Below are 18,124 nucleotides of genomic sequence, written 5' to 3'. Positions count from 1 at the left end.
CGAGTGTCGCCACCCGCGCTGTCCGCGCCGCGCCTGAACCTGCCGATTCTCCTTCGGTTCAGAGCAATTCGTCCGTCACATTCTCGAATAGTTGTCGGTAGCCCGTTTTCGCCGATGGCTGTTCTCCAGGAAAGGCCGGTAGGTTCCACATGTCACACGAGCTCGCGCGGCGACGATTCCTGAGCCTCGGGGCCGCACTGGTGGGCACTGGGGTCCTGGCAGCGTGTGGTGATTCCACCGCGTCTTCCACGCGCACGAATTCTGTACCACACAGCACGACTCCATTGCCCGGTGGCGAGATCACCTACCTCAACGAGAAACTGATCGACGGATATCAGCAGCAGAGCACCGGATCGTGGCATGTGGCGCAGGTATGGAACCAGATAGTCGAGCGGTTGTTCTATTACGACGCCGACGGAAAGTTCCGCCCGCATCTGGCCACCGGATTCACACAGAACGATGCGCGCACCGAATTCGGTGTGACGATTCGGCACGAGGTGACGTTCTCCAACGGCGAGAAGCTGGATGCCGCGGCGGTGGCCGCCAACCTGAACCTCCTCGGCAGAGGCGACAAGTCGCGCGGTATTCCCCGGGCCGCGTACTTCCCGACGAGTTACGGCGAGGCGGTGGCGGTCGGCGAATACGAAGTGCTGATCCGGCTCGCCCAGCCGTTCGGCGATTTCATCCAGAAACTGGGTGCCTGGACGACCGTCGGCATCCTCGCCCCGGCGACCATCGAGGCGGGTCTCGACGCGCAGTCCGATCTGAGCAGGATCTTCGGTACCGGCCCCTTCGTCGTCGAATCCTGGTTGCCCAGTAGAGAAGTAGTACTTCGCCGGCGCGAGGACTACGCCTGGCCACGCGGGGACGCGCTGCACGACGGCCCCGCCTACCTGGAGCGGGTGACCGTTCAGCAGGTCGTCGAGCCGTCGCTGCGCACCGGGTCGCTACAGGCCGGGCAGGTCGACATCATCCACTATGTACAACCCACCGAGGAACCCTTCGTCGCCGACGGGTTCGAGCTGATCGCACCGACCTTCTTCGGCAGCGTCTGGGGCTTGCAGCTGCGCCTGACGGCACCGCACCTGGACGATATCCGGGTCCGCCGGGCGCTCACGCACGGGATCGACCGGCAGGAGATCCTGCGGACCAATTTCCCCGGCGGTGCCTGGACCGAAGCGAAGTCCACGTTCAACGAGGTCGTGCCCGGGACGCTGGATCTACGCGAGAAATTCGCCTACGACCCGGAACTGGCCGCCCGCCTGCTCGACGATGCCGGATGGACCGGCCGCGACGAAGACGGGTACCGCACCAGGGACGGACATCAGCTGAGCTTTCTGATCTACCCCTCGGTCTTCATCACGACCTCCGAGGCGGATCTTCAACTGATCGCTCAGCAATGGCGCAGGATCGGGGTGCGTCTCCGGATCGAGGGCACCGATTTCTCGAACTACAACACGGTGACCGCTCAGCCGGATGTGCCCCTGTACGAGAACCACTGGCTGGCGGGCAGCCAGACCGAGATGTGGCGGTGGTGGCACAGCTCGCAGGCGAATCAGTTCAAGGCCCCCGGTGCGGAACTGGACGCGTTGCTGGATGTCCTGGTGCAGGCGAAATCCGATAACGCCCGGATCGACGCGTCGAAAGCGGTGCAGGAATACGTGATCGACAACGCCTACTACATCCCGGTGCACGAATTCCGTCAGACGTGGGGCGCGGCCGAGGGGCTGCGCGGCCTCGATGTCGACGGGCTGGGGCTGATCAGTTTCTACGACGCGTGGCTCGACAGATGACCGAACCGGCGCACCGGTCGAATCCCGCCCCGAGATCGAAGCAGTGAGGAATGAAGTAGGTGTCGCACTACACGAAGTATGTGTTGTCTCGGATCGGCCAGGCCGTCGTCACGGTCGTCCTCGTCTACGTCGTCGTCTTCGTCATCGTGACCCTGTTACCGGGTGACCCGGTTTCCGGCCGGCTGAACAATCCGGAGTACGGATACAGCGAGGACGAGATCAGGGAGATGCTCGTCTACTTCAAGCTGGACCGGCCGGCGTGGGAGCAGCTCTGGGTGGCACTCGAGCGCCTGGCGCACGGTGACCTGGGGTTGTCGTACGCCTCGAATCTGCCGGTGTCGACGCTGCTGTGGTCGGGAATTCCCTCCACCCTCCAACTTGCGGGGACGGCATTCGTCTTCGCGGTCGTACTCGCCTTCGCGATCGCGGTCGGCGCGTACTTCCTGCCGAACAGGTTCGGTGGTGGGCTGCTGCGTGCCTTCCCGTCGCTGTTCCTGTCGGTGCCCAATTTCTTCATCGGGCTGGTCGTCATCAATGTGTTCTCCTTTCAGCTCGGACTGTTCGTGCTGAGCGATTTCCGGAGTGCGGACGCACTGATCTATCCCGCGGTCACGCTGGCTGTTCCGGCCTCGGCTCCGATCGCCCAGGTGCTCATCACCGCTCTCGACAGCGCCCGCGCGGAGCAGTACGCGACAGTGGCGATCTCGAAAGGCCTCGGCCGATTCGAGTTGCTCACCGAGCATCTGCTGCCCAACGCCGCGCTACCGACGTCGACGATCGCGGCGATCATCGTCGGCGATCTGCTCGGCGGTTCGATCATCACCGAGGCGATCTTCGGGCGTACCGGTGTCGGCACCATCGTCGAGAAGGCGGTCGGCGAGCAGGATGTTCCGGTCCTGCAGGCGGTGGTAGTACTCGCCGCCGCGCTCTTCCTCGCCATCAATCTCGTGGTGGACCTGGTCTATCCCGTACTGGATCCGCGGCTGCGCCCGGCGGTGGTCGCGAAATGACGACAGCAGCCGGCCCACGGAGAAGTATCGAGGAAAGGCCGAAGGATATGGTGGCGATCTACGCGACCCCGCGCACGAGACTCCGGCCGGCGGCAACGGATCTCTGGAACACCTACACGTTTCTGGCCGTGGTCGTCGTCGTGGTGATCACCGCCTGGGCAATCGCCCCGGGGCTGTTCACCGACCAGGATCCCTACTCCGGGATCACCGCCGACAACTTCCGGGCACCGTCCTGGGAACACCCGTTCGGGACCGATCAGCTGGGCCGCGACATCTCGGCGCGAGTCGTCTACGGAACGCGGCCGGCCGTACTGACAGCACTGCTGGCCGTGGCCATCGGACTGTTCGCGGGCAGCGTCGTCGGATTGGTCGCGGGATTCTTCGGACGTACCGTCGACGCGGTCCTGGGGCGGGTTATCGACGCGCTGCTGGCGATTCCCGGTTTCCTGCTGGCCGTCATCGTGGTGGTGTCACTGGGCTTCACGAGTGTCAATGCGGCCATCGCGGTGGGTATTTCCTCGGTGGCCGTCTTCGCCCGGCTGATCAGATCGGAGACCCTGTGGGTGAAGAACCGGGCGTTCATCGAATCCTCCCACCTCATCGGCGGCGGGAAGCTCACCGTGTTGTTCCACCACGTCCTTCCGAACGTGTACCGATCGGTGCTGGCACTGGCGGTACTGCAGTTCGGGCTGGCCATCATCAATGTCTCGGCGCTGGCGTTCCTCGGCTACGGGAACCCCCCACCGAGCCCGGACTGGGGGCTGCTCGTGGCCGAGGGCAAGGATTTCTTCTACCGCTACCCGTGGTTCGTCTACGCCCCAGGGATTGTCATGGTGGCGTCCGTTCTGGCGCTGGGACAACTGGGCAAGCAGATCGGCAGGGACAGGTGATATGACAGCGACAGCAGACCTGCAGGTCGATTCCGATCGGGCGACGACTCCGGCACCGCTGCTCACCGTGCGCGATCTGGCGGTGTCCTACAGCGGGAAGCTGGAGACGCCGACGGTCTCGGGGGTGTCGTTCGACGTGCGGCCCGGCACCACGGTGGCGATCGTCGGTGAATCCGGGTCCGGAAAATCGACAGTGGTGAACGCGATCCTCCGACTGCTGGACCACCGGGTGGCGGTCGGCGGCACCGCCGAGTTCCAGGGTCGCGACATACTCCGATTGCGGGAACGCGATGTCCGCCGTATCCGCGGTCGCGAGATCGGTTTCGTGCCGCAGGACCCGACCTCGTCGCTGAACCCGGTACGGCGCATCGACCGCCAGATATTCGAAGCCTTCCGGTCGTCCGGGCTGCCCGAATACGCTCACTCCGGTCGTTTCCACGACCAGGCGGTCGACCTACTGGACTCGGTGGGCATCGCCCATCCCGAGCGTGCGCTGCACTCGTATCCGCATCAGCTCTCCGGCGGTCAGCTCCAGCGTGTCCTGATCGGGATCGCGATCGCGCAGCGCCCCGCCCTTGTCATCGCGGACGAACCGACCTCCGCGCTGGACGTAACCATCCAGAAGACGATCCTGGATCTCATCGACCGGCTGAAGGACCGGCACGGGCTGTCCGTACTGCTGATCACTCACGACCTCTCGCTCGCCGCCGAGCGGGCAGACCGGATCGTCGTGCTGAATTCCGGCCGGGTCGAGGAGGCGGGCACCTCGTGGGAGGTGCTCCGAGAACCGGAATCGCACTACGCGCGCACACTGATCGGTGATATTCCGAGTATCGATCCCGACCGCTTCGCTGCCGCGAAGGCCGGTCGTGCCGAGCCGGACGACGAGGCTGCCTTGACGGTGATCGATGTGCACAAGGTGTTCCAGGTCGGTGCGCACCGGACGCAGGCGCTGAAGGGTGTGTCCTTCGACATCCCGTCCGGCCGTACGCATGCCCTCGTGGGTGAATCCGGGTCGGGAAAATCCACTCTCGCCCGGATCGCGCTGCGACTGCTGGAGCCGGACTCGGGGCAGGTACTGGTGGGCGGCCGGGACATCTCGCACCTGGGCCGCCGTGAGCTCCGCGATGCGCGCCGGAATCTGCAACTGGTGTACCAGAATCCCTTCCACTCGCTCGACCCCACGTACACGGTCGGACGGCTCGTCGCCGAGCCGCTCGTGCGCTACCGCGTCGGGTCGAGAGCGCAGCGGCGGGAGCGAGTGATCGAGGTCCTGGATCTCGTCGGTCTCGACGAGTCGTTCCTGACCCGCGGAATCCGCCGGCTCTCCGGCGGGCAGCGGCAGCGCGTGGCCATCGCGCGGGCCCTGGGCCTGAGCCCGAAGGTGCTCGTACTCGACGAGCCGACATCGGCATTGGATGTGACCGTGCAGGCACAGATCCTGGAGGTTCTGGTCGATCTGCAGGCCCGGTTGGGCGTCAGTTACCTGTTCATCTCCCATGATCTGAGCGTGGTGCGGCAGCTGGCGGATACGGTGACCGTGCTACGGCGCGGTGAGGTCCAGGAATACGGCGATACCGCGGACGTGTTCTCGAATCCGGCGGGGGAGTACACCGCGACACTGGTCGACTCGATTCCGAAGGCAGGCGTATGAGTCGATATATCCGCCTCACGGTCAACCTGATTCCGGGTCCGCTACAGGCCCCGGACGGATCGCACCCGTTCATCGATATCGACGACTTCGTCCGCTCGGCGCGACTCGCCGAGCAGGCGAGATTCGATGCCGTGTTCTTCGCCGATTCGCAGGGAATCGGGCCCGACGGTAGGGGATTCGCCTACCTCGACCCGCTGGTGGTTCTGCCCGCGCTCGCACGCGAGACCGAGCACATCGGTCTCGTCGCGACGGCGTCGACCACCTATGGAACGCCGTACGCGCTGGCCCGGTCGATTCTGTCGATCGACCACATCTCGCACGGCCGCGCGGGCTGGAACATCATCACCACGATGGATCCGGCCGTGGCCCGCAATTTCGGATTGCGCACGCCCCCGCCCCGGGAGGAGAGATACCGCCGCGCACAGGAATTCACGGAAGTGGTCGACAAGCTGTGGGCCTCGTGGCGCGACGATGTCACCGAAGTGTGGGATCTCGACGGTCTGCGGCGCGCTCCGATCGATCACCACGGCGAGTTCTTCTCGGTAGCCGGGCCGTTGCAGCTACCACGATCCCGTCAGGGCAAGCCGGTGGTCTTCCAGGCCGGCGGGTCGGATCAGGGGATCGACACCGCGGCGCAATTCGCCGACGCCGTCTTCTCGGTCGGACTCGGCGAAGCGGCGTCCCGGGACTACCGGGAAAGGTTGAACAAGGAGGCCAGGAGCCGGCGCGGCGACTCGGCGGAGGTACTCGTACTACCCGGTATCTTCTGCACCATCGGAAGTACCACCGGCGAGGTCGAGCGACTGCTGCACGAGGCGGAGCAGGCATTGGACGATTCGGATGTCCTGCATCGTTTCCTGTCCCGATTCGATCTCGACCCCGCGACCGTGGACCTCGACGGACCGGTACCGCCGGAGGTCGCGGTGACCGGCAGTACCCGTTCGATCGGGTTCGCGCGGGGCGGGGTCGATCTGGCGGCGAACAACCCGGGTCTCACGCTGCGCAGATTCATCGTGCTCGGCGGGGGTGGCCATCGGCGGGTGTTCGGCACGCCCGAGTCGATCGCGGACGAGCTGATCGGCTGGGTGGAGCGCGGCGCCGCGGACGGTTTCACGGTATTCGTGGAGTCGCTGCCCCTATTCGCCGAGCATATCGTGCCGCTGCTGTGGGAGCGCGGCGTCCATCGGCGCGAATACACGGGTACCACCCTCCGCGACAATTTCCGGCAACACGACGGTTGAATACCTGTCGACCAACACAATTCGAGGACAACAATGACCGACCAGCGCCGGCTCGGCACCGACGGACCATGGGTTTCGCCGATCGGTGTCGGATTCATGAGCTTCCGGGCCGGGGCGGGACCGCAGGACGAGCGTGCCGCGCACAAGGTCGTCGACGCGGCCCTGGAATCCGGGATCTCGTTCTTCGATACCGCCGACGTGTACGGCCCCGAGCACAGCGAGATCCTGCTCGGCCGGGCGTTGCGGGGTCGCCGTGATCAGGCGGTCGTCGCGACCAAGTTCGGTAATCCCCTGGACCGCGCCACCAATCCGGATCCCCGGATCGACGGGCGGCCGGAATACCTCCGGTCCGCCATCGACGCCTCGCTGCGGCGACTGGATGTCGACCACGTCGACCTCTACTACCTGCACCGCGTGGATCCCACGGTTCCGATCGAGGATACGGTCGGAGCGCTGAAAGAACTGGTCGAGGCGGGCAAGGTGCGGTACATCGGACTGTCCGAGGCCGGTCCGAACACCATCCGCCGCGCACACGCGGTCCACCCGATCGCGGCGATCCAGAGCGAATGGTCGCTGTTCAGCCGTGATATCGAGAGTTCGACCGTACCGGTGGCGCGGGAACTGGGGATCGCGCTGGTCCCGTACTCGCCCCTCGGGCGGGCCTGGCTGACCGGTACCGTGCGCTCGCGCGACGATATCGAGGAGCAGCTCGCGGCACACCCGCGATTCGCCGAGGAGAATTTCGAAACCAATCGCGCGCTGGCCGCCGAGGTCGCCGCGGTGGCCGAGGAACTGGAGATCCGCCCGTCCCAGGTGGCACTCGCCTGGGTGCTCGGGCGGGGTACCGATGTTGTGCCGATTCCCGGGACCCGCCATCCCGAATACGTCCGTGAGAACGCCGGCGCCCGCACGGTCGAATTGTCGGGGGACCAGGTGAGCCGGCTCGAGAAGCTGGCCGACCGGGTCGCCGGGCACCGGTCCCTGCAGCCGCAGAACCTCGGAACGGAAGCACCGGCACCTGGCGCCTAGAGCCGTGCGGTGGTAGCGAGGTGTGGCCGGACAGCCGCGCCCCGCTACCTCGGCCTATCGGATCATCGCCGGTCAGGAGCTGTCGGCGGACGGTCCCGGTGCGGCACTTCGGACCGGCTTCCCGGCGAGCTCGATGGTCTTCAGGCCAGCGCTGCCTGCATGGCGACCCCGTCGACATAGGAATGTTTCTCCTCGACCGCGCCTTCCTCGACCAGGACGTAGTCCGCGAGGTCTACGCGGACGGGTCGACCGCTCGCCGAGTGGCCGGTCAACTGCCACTGCACCACCCAGAAGTCCGCTCCGGTGCGCAACGAGATCAGATGGAAGTCAGATCCGGAACCAGGGCGAACGTATTCGCCGCGGCCTCCCGGATGGCGGCCCGGCCACGGGCGGGTTCTTGTCCGGAGTGCAGGTGGAATATCGAATCGGGGGAGTGGAGTTCGACGATCCGGTCGGGGTCGCGATCGACCCAGCGGGCGTGGTAGCGCTCGAACAGTTCGCGGGTGGTAGTGGTCACGGGCACCTCCGAGGCGTGACGGCGAGGAACGATCCCGGTTCGCGCGGACTGCGGAGGCGACGATTCCGGTCGGCCGCGACCGGCTCAGCCGGCCCGCGCAACCGGCGCGCTCCTTCCGCGTCGATCGGGGAAACCCAGTATCGGAGAGGACTATCCGTCCTGGCGATGGGCGGAAGCCACCACTTGTCGTGACTCGTTGTGCTCGCGCACAATCGACGCTAGGTTGGCGGCAGTGAGCCAGGACACACCCGCTGATCATTCGCGGCTGCTGGGCGACCTGCGGGCCGATTCGAGTGCGATCGCCGATTCGGTGACCGCCCGGATCCAGCACGACGACACCGACTACGGCAATGCCGCGCTCGCACAGGACGAGTTGGCGGGCCTTGTCGCCGACAGTTGTGCGGCCTGGCTGGATGCCCTCGCCGAGGCGCCGTACTCACTCGCGCCCGCACAGCGCGCCGGACGACTCGAGGCCGAGCGCGGTATTCCGCTGGAAAGTCTGCTGCACGCCTTCCGCGTCGCGGGCCTGGCATTCTGGGAGATCATCGTCGAATATGCCGGCCCGGACGATCGCGGCACGTTGCCCCGGCTGTCCACCCTGGTCTGGGCCACCGTCGACGAATACTCCGTCGCCGCCGCCGAAACCTACCGGCGTGTGGTCGCCGCCGGGACGGACCGTCCCGAGCAGGGTTTGCTGCGGGCGCTTCTCGACCCCGGCTTCCCCTCGGCGCAACGCGAAGAACTGGGTAGCAGGATGCGTCTGCCCCACCGAGCCGCACTGGTTGTCCTGGTCGGTGAGATCCGATTCACCACGACCGGGGTGACCACCGTCCAAGCCCTGCTCACCGGCGAACGGGTCACTCTCGCTGCCATGTTCTCGCCGGATACGCTCGCGAGCGCGCTGCGGACCGCGCAGGCGAGGGCCGGGGCCAGCCGGCAGTTCACCGATCTCGCGGCTGCGCCCGCTGCCCTGGACCAGGCGCGCCTCGCGTTCCGGTGCCTGAGTCCGACGGACACCGGGGTCCATATATTCGCCTCCTCGCCGTCGCGGGCGTTGATCGCCGCGAATCCCGCACTCGCCGCAGATGTCTTCTCCGAGATGCTCTCCGCGTTCGATCGGCTCCCTCCCGGCGAGGCCGATCTGCTCGTGCAGACCGCCTCGGCCTGGTACGAACTCGGTGGCTCCACCTCGGCGGTGGGCGAGCGCCTGCACCTGCACCGGAACACAGTCCTGCATCGTCTCGAGCGGATCGAACGGCTCACCGGTACGGCGTTCGCGGCACCGGCGGATGCGGCCCTGCTGTATCTGGCCCTGCAGGCACGATCGCTCCGGGCGCCGGGCTCGCGGCCGCGGACGTAGTTCCGGTGTGGCCTCCTCTGGCGTATCCGGCCCGGCCGGAACAACGCGGGCGGCGGCTGGTCGAGGGTAACGGGCGCCGGGCGGGCCGGTTCGATCAGGACACACCGGACCGTGCGGAGCCCGGGCCCGTCGATCGCAGCAGCGCCCAGGAGAGGAGGGCCGCTGCGATACAGCCGCCCAGTAACACGAGAACGAAGATAGTCCAGCCGAAATGCTCGTACGGGAAACCGAACAGCCAGCCGAGCACCGCCGAGCCCGCATAGTAGAAGAGCGAGTACAGGGCGGAGGCTGTGGCACTCCGCTGCGGCCCGGCGATCTGCCCGACCCAGCCCGATGCCACCGCGTGGGCCGCGAAGAAGGCAGTGGTGAAGAGAAGGAGTCCGGCCGCGAGCGCGCCGAGCTCGTCGAGCAGTGTCACCCCGGCGCCCGCGAGCATGAGCGTGACCGCGACGGCGAGCGTTGTGCCGCGTCCGAAACGTCCGGCAGCCGAACCGGCGAGCCGGGCGCCCACGGTCCCGCCGAGGTAGGCGAAGTAGAACAGGCCCACCCTGGCGGCGGACAGATCGTAAGGCGGGTCCGCGAGGTGGAAGGCGAAGTAGTTGTACAGGGCTACCAGGCTGCCCATGAGGACGAAGATCAGCAGGTAGAGCCCGGCCACCGGCCGGTGCGTCAGGCATTCGACGAGATCGGTGGCGGTGGTGGTCGCTACCGCGTGATCGGCCGAGGGGGTGGCACCCGCCTCCGTGGCCGGTCGGGGGCGGGACCTCCAGCCCGCGTAAATGAACAGACCCGCGAAGAGCAGCGATATCAGCGCCACACCCAGCAGGGAACCCCGCCAATCCGCGACACCTGCCAGCGCGGCTCCCGCGATACGGCCGGACAGGCCGCCGATCGTGGTGCCGGATACATATATCCCCGCGACGACCGGGACGTCGCGGGGGCTGACCCGTTCGACGATGTAGGCCACGGCCAGCGCCGCCATGCCCGCGGCGCCGATGCCCTGGAGGACGCGGATCGCCAGCAGGACGCCGAAATCGGGTGCCACGGCGACGGCGAAGCTCATGACCGTGGTGAGGGTCAACGACGCGCAGATGATCGGGAAAGCGCCGAAACGTTTGGCGAGGACCGCCCAGACCAAGACGGATGCGGCGAGACCGAAAGTGGCCGCGGAGATTGTGAGAGCGGCCTGGGAAGCCGACAGGTCCCAGCCCGGTTCGGCCTCGATGAGGGGCAGCACGCTCTGCGGCGCGTACAACTGCGCGAATGTCACGACACCGGCCGCGAACAGGGCCAGGAGCAGCATCCGGTAGCGCGCCTCGCCTCGGCGGAGCAGCGTGCCGGCGCCGGCATCGCCTTCCGCCGGCTCGAGTGCGCGGGTCGGTGTGCTCACGGCGGTCAAGGTAGACCGGAGCGCAATCGCTGCACAATTGCATGAATGATAGGTGAGATATGCTTTTCGTCATGGAAACGGGTGGTGCGCGGGACCTCGACGAGCTCCTCGACCACGGCGTGCGGTCCCTGCTGCCCGAACTCGCCGTCTTCGTCGGACTCGCGGACTGGTCGACATTGACCGGGGCGGCGGATCGGGTGCGGATCGGCCAGCCGACCGCCAGCCGCATGCTCGCTCGGCTCCAGCGCGAACTGGGCTTGGAACTGGTCCGGCGGGAAGGCAGGAATATCGTCCTCACGCCTGTCGGTCTCCGGCTTCTACCCTTCGCCAGGCGCAGCCTGGAGGAGTTCCAGCACGGAATTCTGGAAGCTCGTGAAGAGAGCGGACGATCACGTGGCACGGTCACCCTGTCGTTCCTGCACACCCTGGGTGCCCGATTCGTTCCCGAACTCATCGCGGAATTCCGGGCTGACCACCCCGGTGTGGATTTCGTGCTCATGCAGGACAATCGGGAGAACTGCCTACGGTCACTCGGCCGGCGAGAAGTCGATCTCGCCTTCGTCTCGCCTGCGCCGTCGGAATCGATGTACATCTCCAAAACGATTCAGGCGCAGGAACTTCTGCTCACCGTGCCGGCCGGGCACTGGGTAGCGAGCAGGAAGTCGGTGGACCTGTCGGAGGTACAGAACGAGGACTTCATCGTCTTCACACCCGGAGTAGGCCTGCGCTCGCTGAGCGACACCCTCTGCCGGCAAGCCGGGTTCACCCCCAGGGCCCGGTTCCAGGTCCAGGACACGACGACTGCTCGAGGGGTCGTCGCCGCCGGCCTCGGTGTCGCGATACTTCCGCATTCCGACCAGAAGGTCGCGGTGGGTAGAGGGTGTCGCGAGATCCCGATATCGGGAGCCCTGGCGCAGCGGCAGCTCGTGCTGACCTGGCTGACCGAACCACGGATCACCAAGGCGTCTCTGGCATTTCGGCGCTTCGTGCTCAGCAGATTCGCGGGGGACAGGGAGCGAACTGCTGTGGACGACCAGCTGCCCGGCTGATCGCTGCGGACCGGGCCGCTGCGGCCCGGTGTGGGGCGCTGCTCCGGACCGTGGCACCACGCACCGACGGGCCGATCACCGACCTTCCGGCGATTCGGCGGACCGAGTGCCGTTCCGGCCGGTACGCCGCACGCGGCCTATCGTATGAGTGCTCGGATGCTCCGCCCCGGAAGGGCCGGCCGCGATAGCGCGGCAGGGCCGGTGCGCCCGCTGCCGGCCGTATCTTCCGCGCGAACATCCGGCCAGCGTTGTGTTCTCCTCGACCGCCGACCAGCAGAGGACGTGGTGCATGACGAACAAGAAGATCCAGGTGGCCCTCGGGATAGATGTCGATTCCTGCGCCGGATGGCTGGGCTCCTACGGCGGCCAGGATTCGCCCAACGATATGCAACGCGGCGTATTCGCCGGTGAGGTCGGAGTGCCGCGGCTGCTGCGGCTGCTCGAGCGGCGCGGTATCCGTAGCACCTGGTTCTGGCCGGGGCATTCCCTGGAGACATTTCCCGCACCGGCCCGGTTGTGTGTCGAGGCGGGACACGAGATAGGCGCGCACGGGTACAGCCACGAGAATCCGCGCTCGCTCACCCCTGCGCAGGAACGCGATGTCATGGCCAAGTGCGTGGAACTCATCGAGGGACTGTGCGGCCGCCCGCCCCGAGGCTATGTCGCGCCGTGGTGGGAGATGAGCGAGCACACCGCTTCGATTCTCGCCGAGTACGGGTTCTCCTACGGCCACTCGCAGAACTACAACGATTTCGTCCCCTTCTACGCCAGAGTCGGCGACACCTGGACGCCCGTCGACACCTCCGGGCCGGCCGCGCACTGGATGAAACCGCTCGTGCACGGGCGAGAAATCGATCTGGTCGAGTTCTGCGGTAACTGGTATGTCGACGATCTGCCGCCGATGATGTTCATCAAGGCGCACCCCAACTCGCACGGATTCGTCAATCCGCGCGATATCGAGCAGATGTGGAACGACCAGTTCGACTGGGTGTACCGGGAACTGGACTACGCGGTCGTCCCGGTGACCCTGCATCCGGATGTATCCGGACGGCCGCAGGTACTCCTCGCGCTCGAACGCCTGCTGGACCGTTGGGCATCCTTCGACGGGGTCGAGTTCGTGACGATGGCCGAGGCTGCCGTCGAATTCCGGTCACGCTATCCGTTCGACCGCCCGGAACGGCCGGAATGTATCGGCCGCTGACATATCCGGGACCATATCCGCTACCTCGGTGCCGCACTTGCCACGGCGAACACCGTGGCCGGTGCGGCACCGAGGGTCTTTTGGTCCAGCCCCACGGGCCTCGATAGCCGGGGTCCTGGCGCGTTCCACCACAGTGGGGTGGAAGCCATATCTGGGCAGCCAGATGCCAGGGCCGGGCCGGCGATCCCGGTACCGGAAATCAGGATGTTCCAGTTCTTCATCGCTTTCTCCTGCTGTCTGGTCGAGGTCGTCGGCCGGGTCCCGGGATCGGGGACGGGATGGCAACTGTGCGATTGATGCCAGTACGATGTACGCGTACGGCGTTTCCTGAACACCCAGAATAGGCAGACCATATTGGCAATTATTTACTTTTGGCGCCGAAATGTGTACTAGTTCGAATTGCAATTGAACTAGTACACATGATAGGAGATGTGCACCGCATCGGAGCATTGGAGGAACCATGTCGGCGCTATCGCAGCATCCGGATCCGCCGTATCAGGCGATCACCGCGGCGATCCGCACCCGGATCGAGACCGGTGACCTGCGGCCCGGCGATCGGGTGCCCTCGATCAGGCAGATCGCCCAGCGGTGGGGGGTCGCGGTCGCCACCGCGACCAAGGTCACGGCGGCTCTGCGCGCGGAAGGTCTGGTCGAGGCGAAGGTCGGTTCGGGCACGGTTGTCAGAGGGCCCGGCGGCCGGGGCGGACCGGCCGATCCGTTGTCGACGAACCTGAGTGCCACACGGACGTCGCGACGGCCGGGTCCTACCGCCGATCGGGGCTCGCACCGTGAGCGCCTGCTGCCCGCGGCCATCGCCATCGCCGATTCGGAGGGGCTCGACGCGGTATCGATGCGACGCCTCGCCACCGAACTCGGTGCCGGCCCGATGTCGCTGTACCGGCATGTGGCGAACAAGGACGAACTCCTGACCCAGATGGCCGACACGGTCTTCGGGGAGCTCGACCTCCCGCAGCCGGGCTCCCGCGGGTGGCGCGCCGACCTCGAAGAGATCTCTCGCCTGCAGTGGCAGCTGTGCCGACGGCATCTGTGGCTGCCCAGGGTCGTCTCTTTCACCCGCCCCGTGCTGGCACCCAATATGATGGCGCAGACCGAATGGATACTCCGTGCGCTCGACGGGCTGGGACTTCCCGTGGAGGTCCGGATGCGCGAAGCCCTCACCCTGCACTCGCTCGTCATCACCGCGGCGCTGTCCGCGGCGGAAGAAGTCGAGGCGGAACAGAACACCGGTGTCACGCTCGACGGATGGCAGTCCGCGGCGCGCGCCCGCGCCGCCGAACTTCTGGGCACCGGGCGTTTTCCCCTGCTCGCGGCGATACCCGGAGAAACGACAGCCGACCTCGACGGACTGTTCGAGTACGGACTGGCACGTCACCTCGACGGCTTCGCCGTTCTGCTGCAGGAACGGGCCCGCATCGGCCGCGCCGCCATCGCGGGTGGTCCGGCTGGTGGCCGCGGCGGATCGTCCCGCGGATGACCGTGCGCCCTCGACCTCCTGGGGGACGGCCTCGCCCTTGCGAACCGAACCGAGGGTGCGGGGTGGGCGCACCGCACTAGCTTCTTCGCCGCGATCTGTACCAGGTCAGAGCAACTGCCGGGCGCAGGCCCGCGCCTCGGGGCGTAGCCGCGCGAAGTCAGAGATTCCAGTGGTATCGGCTGGTGGGTACCAGGTCCAAGCCGGTGTCCGCGCCGAATCGGGCCACACTGGCCATCAATTCGGTGACTCGGCGGTCGAGTTCCCGGTCGTCGCCGCGACTGCCGTAGAACGCGTGCGGATCGGTCATCGCCGCCATGGGGAAATGTTCCTCGACGATGGCCGATACCTCCGGTGTCGCCGGGGTCAGTACTTCCTCGACGGTGTTCTGGATATAGGCGACGGTGTTCTGCGTGCGGATGGCGATGGGCGTGTGGTGGATCTGCCAGTAGCGCAGGTATTCCTCCCTGGTCATCGATTCGGGCCTGCGCAGTAGTGCGACATTGACCAGAGCGTCGCAACGGACGCCGTCGGGTACCGGCACCGGGTCCAGACGCACATGTTCACGGACGCGGTAGGCGTGGAGCGCGGATTCCTCCGCGGCGTCGGCCACAGTGCGCACAGCGTCGGCAGGGTCTCCGCCGGTCCATACCGAGACGAGCGCGGTGATCGGCTCGCCCGGGCCGAATCGCATCGCCGCCGGCGCGACGTCGGCGTCGTCGAGGTTCAGCTGGACCGCGGTCGCTCCTCCGGTTGCCAGCGCTGTCCGGAACGCGGGCGCCGAGAGCCGCGTCTCCGGATCGGTGACGTGCAGTGCGAGGATCACCTTCGTCATGGCGGAAAACTAGCACGTGTTCCAATTTCCGATCCACAGATCGGGTAGGACGGCTAATCTGGGCGCCCACCCCGCCAGACACGCGGACCGGATCCGCAGAAAGGCCGGCTCATGAGGTTCACCTACGCAGAGGCCATGACCGACCCGTCCTACTACATACCGTTGGCGCAGGCCGCCGAGGCCGCCGGGTACACCTCGATGGCGCTGGCCGACAGCGTCGCCTACCCCCGCGACTCCGATGCCACCTACCCCTACACGCCGGACGGCGGCCGGGAGTTCCTCGAGGACAAGCCGTTCATCGAAACCTTCGTTCTCGCCGCCGCGCTGGCTGCGGCCACCACCACGCTGCGGTTCACTCCGTTCGTCTTGAAGCTGCCGATCCGGCCCCCGGTGCTGACGGCGAAGCAGGCGGCATCGGTGGCGGCGCTCAGCGGTAACCGGCTCGGACTGGGCGTCGGGATCAGCCCGTGGCCGGACGATTTCGAGATCCTCGATGTGCCGTTCGACGCACGCGGCAAGCGGATGGACGAATGTCTCGATATCGTCCGCGGGCTCACCGCGGGCGGGTACTTCGAATTCCACGGCGAGTTCTACGATCTGCCGCCGATCAAGATCTCGCCGGTGCCCACCGAGCCGATTCCGCTGCTCATCGGCGGGCACAGCCGGCCCGCACTACGCCGCGCCGCCCGGCGCGGTGACGGCTGGATGCACGCCGGCGGCGATCCGGCGGAACTGGACCGATTGCTCGCCGAACTCGACGCGCTGCGCAAGGAATACGACACCCGTGCGGATTTCGAGGTGCATGTCATCTCGGTCGACGGTTTCACCGTCGACGGCATAAGGCGGCTGGAGGACAAGGGCGTCACCGACGTCATCGTCGGCTTCCGCAATCCCTACACGCGGGACCACGACACCGAAACCGTCGATACCAAGATCGCGAACCTTTCCCGCTTCGCCGAGCGCGTCATCGCCCGCACGCAGTGAGGAACTTCGTCTCCGCGGTAGGGCGGTAGGTGACACCGGCCGGTCCGTCGGACGCGGCGGCCCCGGGGCGAGCGGTTACGGAGCCGCCGGTGCGTCGTCGCCTTCGGGGCCGGCCTCCCCGGGCCGGGCGGAATCGGCGTTCCGCCCGGCGATACCGTGGAGCAGCAGATCTTCCAGCGATTCGGCGAAACCGTCCAGGTCGTCGATATCGCGGATACACATGGCGAACAAGGCCGCGCCCGCGATCGTGTCCAGCAGCGTATTCGAATCGAGTACGGGTCCCGCGGAAGTGCGCCCCGAGGACAGGTAGCCCGACAGTTCCTTGCGGGTCGGTGAATCCAGCCGTGCCGAAAGCTTCTGGTAGAGGTTCGAATCCGCGCGCATATCCGCCATCAGTCCGGGCATGGCCGCGCGCGCCTCGGCCGAACCGAACAGCTGAATCGTGCCGCGGATCACCGTGCGCACCTCGCTGACCAGATCGGGCGCGACCTCGTCGGTGCTCACATCGGGGAACACGGCCTTGGCGATCAGGTGTGCCTTGGACGGCCAGCGCCGGTAGATCGCCGGACGGCTGACACCCGCGCGCGTGGCGATCGCGTCGATGGACGTGGCGGCGTAACCCCGTTCGACCAGGAGGTCGCGCGCGGCTTCGAGTACCGCCCGGTCCACCGCGGGGTCGCGGTGCGGGCCCAGACGATGGCGTGCGGTCACCGAATCCGTCCTTGTCCGAATGAGCAGGAGTCGTTACAGTCTGTCACAACAAAGCCGTTACACCGTGTAACCGCTGGTGCTCGGAGGAGGAGATGTGCCCGCTGACCCCGCAGTCGCCACATCCGATCGGATATATCGGCCGGTACCCCTGCTGCAGGACAAGGTCGTCGTGATCTCCGGTGTCGGCCCCGGTCTGGGTACCGCGCTCGCGGTGGAGGCCGCCGGAATGGGCGCCGACCTGGTGCTGGTGAGCCGTACCGAACGCAAACTCGAGCGATTGGCCGAGAAGATCCGCGCCGACGGCCGGACGGTGTTACCGATCCCGGCCGATATCACCGATGAAGAGCAGCGCGCGGGACTGGCCGAAAGGGTGGTGGCCGAATTCGGCCGGGTCGACTGCCTGATCAACAACGCCTTCGCCATTCCGCCCATGGACCCGATCACCGGGATCGATCTCGCCGCGTTGCGCACGGCCAACGAGACGAATGTCTTCGCGCCGTTGCGACTTTCGGCGCTGTTCGCCGACGCGCTCGCGGCGTCGCGGGGCTCTGTCATCATGCTCAATTCGTGCGTGTCCTACAGCTCGCAGCCCGAATACTCCGGTTACAAACTGTCGAAAGGCGCACTGGCGCATCTGGCCTCGTCGCTGGCGACAGAGCTGGGACCGCGCGGAATCCGGGTCAACAGCGTCGCGCCGTCGTATGTGTACGAGGACATCAACAAGGCGTATTTCGATTGGCTGGCCGCGCAGGCCGGGGTCACTCACGAGGACATCTATCGAGAGAAAGCCGCGCCTACCGATCTGCGGCGACTCGCCGGACCGGAAGAAGTCGCCCGCGCGACACTCTTCCTGGCCAGTGATCTGGCCACCGCGGTCACCGGGCAGATGCTGACCGTCGACTGCGGTGAATTCCACCGTTGACCGCGTAAGGAGGAACCGTGACGGACGCGAGGAAACGAATCGTGCT

The 18,124-nt window shown here is 66.6% G+C and carries 17 protein-coding genes; 12 read left to right on the top strand and 5 right to left on the bottom strand.

What is annotated here, in order from left to right; translation table 11 throughout:
- The first annotated feature begins 149 nt into the window (after positions 1–149).
- From IEY68_RS08210 to IEY68_RS08185, 6 genes are read left to right on the top strand one after another with little or no spacing between them, the layout of a single operon-like run.
- The gene (locus IEY68_RS08210) at positions 150–1,793 is read left to right on the top strand and encodes an ABC transporter substrate-binding protein (RefSeq protein ID WP_062996474.1); all 1,644 of its coding nucleotides are present in this window, start codon (positions 150–152) and stop codon (positions 1,791–1,793) included.
- Between the two features lie 59 nt (positions 1,794–1,852).
- Positions 1,853–2,803 (top strand): ABC transporter permease, encoded by a 951-nt coding sequence (locus IEY68_RS08205; RefSeq protein WP_062996476.1) that lies wholly within the window; start codon positions 1,853–1,855, stop codon positions 2,801–2,803.
- Positions 2,800–3,693, top strand: a complete 894-nt coding sequence (locus IEY68_RS08200; RefSeq protein WP_229718663.1) for an ABC transporter permease — start codon at positions 2,800–2,802, stop codon at positions 3,691–3,693. The genes IEY68_RS08205 and IEY68_RS08200 overlap by 4 nt, the downstream gene beginning before the upstream one ends.
- A gap of 1 nt (position 3,694) precedes the next feature.
- Complete coding sequence (locus IEY68_RS08195) at positions 3,695–5,347, top strand: dipeptide ABC transporter ATP-binding protein (RefSeq protein ID WP_062996479.1); 1,653 nt, start codon at positions 3,695–3,697, stop codon at positions 5,345–5,347.
- Positions 5,344–6,588, top strand: coding sequence for an NtaA/DmoA family FMN-dependent monooxygenase (locus IEY68_RS08190; RefSeq protein ID WP_062996481.1), 1,245 nt, complete (start codon positions 5,344–5,346; stop codon positions 6,586–6,588). Before IEY68_RS08195 ends, IEY68_RS08190 begins: the two co-directional genes overlap by 4 nt.
- A 33-nt stretch (positions 6,589–6,621) precedes the next feature.
- Positions 6,622–7,617, top strand: coding sequence for an aldo/keto reductase (locus tag IEY68_RS08185; RefSeq protein ID WP_062996483.1), 996 nt, complete (start codon positions 6,622–6,624; stop codon positions 7,615–7,617).
- A 140-nt stretch (positions 7,618–7,757) separates the two neighbouring features.
- On the opposite strand, the gene IEY68_RS36025 is transcribed toward IEY68_RS08185, so the two are convergent.
- Together IEY68_RS36025 and IEY68_RS36020 are read right to left on the bottom strand one after the other, a co-directional pair.
- The gene (locus IEY68_RS36025) at positions 7,758–7,928 is read right to left on the bottom strand and encodes a hypothetical protein (RefSeq protein WP_229718662.1); all 171 of its coding nucleotides are present in this window, start codon (positions 7,926–7,928) and stop codon (positions 7,758–7,760) included.
- A gap of 5 nt (positions 7,929–7,933) precedes the next feature.
- Positions 7,934–8,134: a nuclear transport factor 2 family protein gene (locus IEY68_RS36020; RefSeq protein WP_229718661.1), complete on the bottom strand. Its 201-nt coding sequence runs from the start codon at positions 8,132–8,134 to the stop codon at positions 7,934–7,936.
- A gap of 232 nt (positions 8,135–8,366) precedes the next feature.
- Here IEY68_RS36020 and IEY68_RS08175 point away from each other — a divergent pair, with 232 nt between their 5' ends.
- On the top strand, positions 8,367–9,494 hold the full coding sequence (locus IEY68_RS08175) for a helix-turn-helix domain-containing protein (RefSeq protein WP_062996485.1): 1,128 nt from the start codon (positions 8,367–8,369) through the stop codon (positions 9,492–9,494).
- Between the two features lie 94 nt (positions 9,495–9,588).
- On the opposite strand, the gene IEY68_RS08170 is transcribed toward IEY68_RS08175, so the two are convergent.
- Positions 9,589–10,884: an MFS transporter gene (locus IEY68_RS08170; protein WP_189094127.1), complete on the bottom strand. Its 1,296-nt coding sequence runs from the start codon at positions 10,882–10,884 to the stop codon at positions 9,589–9,591.
- A 71-nt stretch (positions 10,885–10,955) separates the two neighbouring features.
- Between IEY68_RS08170 and IEY68_RS08165 the strand changes: the two genes are divergently transcribed.
- The 3 genes from IEY68_RS08165 (at position 10,956) to IEY68_RS08155 (ending at position 14,629) form a co-directional block, all read left to right on the top strand.
- On the top strand, positions 10,956–11,933 hold the full coding sequence (locus IEY68_RS08165) for a LysR family transcriptional regulator (RefSeq protein ID WP_063916214.1): 978 nt from the start codon (positions 10,956–10,958) through the stop codon (positions 11,931–11,933).
- Positions 11,934–12,222: 289 nt separating this feature from the next.
- Positions 12,223–13,134 (top strand): polysaccharide deacetylase family protein, encoded by a 912-nt coding sequence (locus IEY68_RS08160; RefSeq protein WP_062996489.1) that lies wholly within the window; start codon positions 12,223–12,225, stop codon positions 13,132–13,134.
- 460 nt (positions 13,135–13,594) lie between these two features.
- The gene (locus tag IEY68_RS08155) at positions 13,595–14,629 is read left to right on the top strand and encodes a TetR/AcrR family transcriptional regulator C-terminal domain-containing protein (RefSeq protein WP_063916202.1); all 1,035 of its coding nucleotides are present in this window, start codon (positions 13,595–13,597) and stop codon (positions 14,627–14,629) included.
- Positions 14,630–14,786: 157 nt separating this feature from the next.
- Here the strand turns inward: IEY68_RS08155 and IEY68_RS08150 are convergent, their stop codons facing one another.
- The gene (locus tag IEY68_RS08150) at positions 14,787–15,461 is read right to left on the bottom strand and encodes an EthD domain-containing protein (protein WP_062996491.1); all 675 of its coding nucleotides are present in this window, start codon (positions 15,459–15,461) and stop codon (positions 14,787–14,789) included.
- A gap of 111 nt (positions 15,462–15,572) precedes the next feature.
- Here IEY68_RS08150 and IEY68_RS08145 point away from each other — a divergent pair, with 111 nt between their 5' ends.
- A complete protein-coding gene (locus tag IEY68_RS08145) occupies positions 15,573–16,445 on the top strand; it encodes a TIGR03619 family F420-dependent LLM class oxidoreductase (RefSeq protein ID WP_062996492.1) in 873 nt (290 codons plus the stop codon).
- A 75-nt stretch (positions 16,446–16,520) separates the two neighbouring features.
- Here IEY68_RS08145 and IEY68_RS08140 read toward each other — a convergent pair whose 3' ends face one another.
- The gene (locus IEY68_RS08140) at positions 16,521–17,156 is read right to left on the bottom strand and encodes a helix-turn-helix domain-containing protein (RefSeq protein ID WP_062996494.1); all 636 of its coding nucleotides are present in this window, start codon (positions 17,154–17,156) and stop codon (positions 16,521–16,523) included.
- Positions 17,157–17,250: 94 nt separating this feature from the next.
- Here IEY68_RS08140 and IEY68_RS08135 point away from each other — a divergent pair, with 94 nt between their 5' ends.
- Entirely contained in the window at positions 17,251–18,078 is an 828-nt protein-coding gene (locus tag IEY68_RS08135) for an SDR family oxidoreductase (protein ID WP_229718660.1), read from the top strand.
- Positions 18,079–18,124 lie beyond the last annotated feature (46 nt).

Origin of the sequence: Nocardia jinanensis, assembly GCF_014645735.1 — a bacterium.
GTDB classification, from domain to species: domain Bacteria; phylum Actinomycetota; class Actinomycetes; order Mycobacteriales; family Mycobacteriaceae; genus Nocardia; species Nocardia jinanensis.
This window is presented reverse-complemented; position numbering and strand designations above follow the sequence as displayed.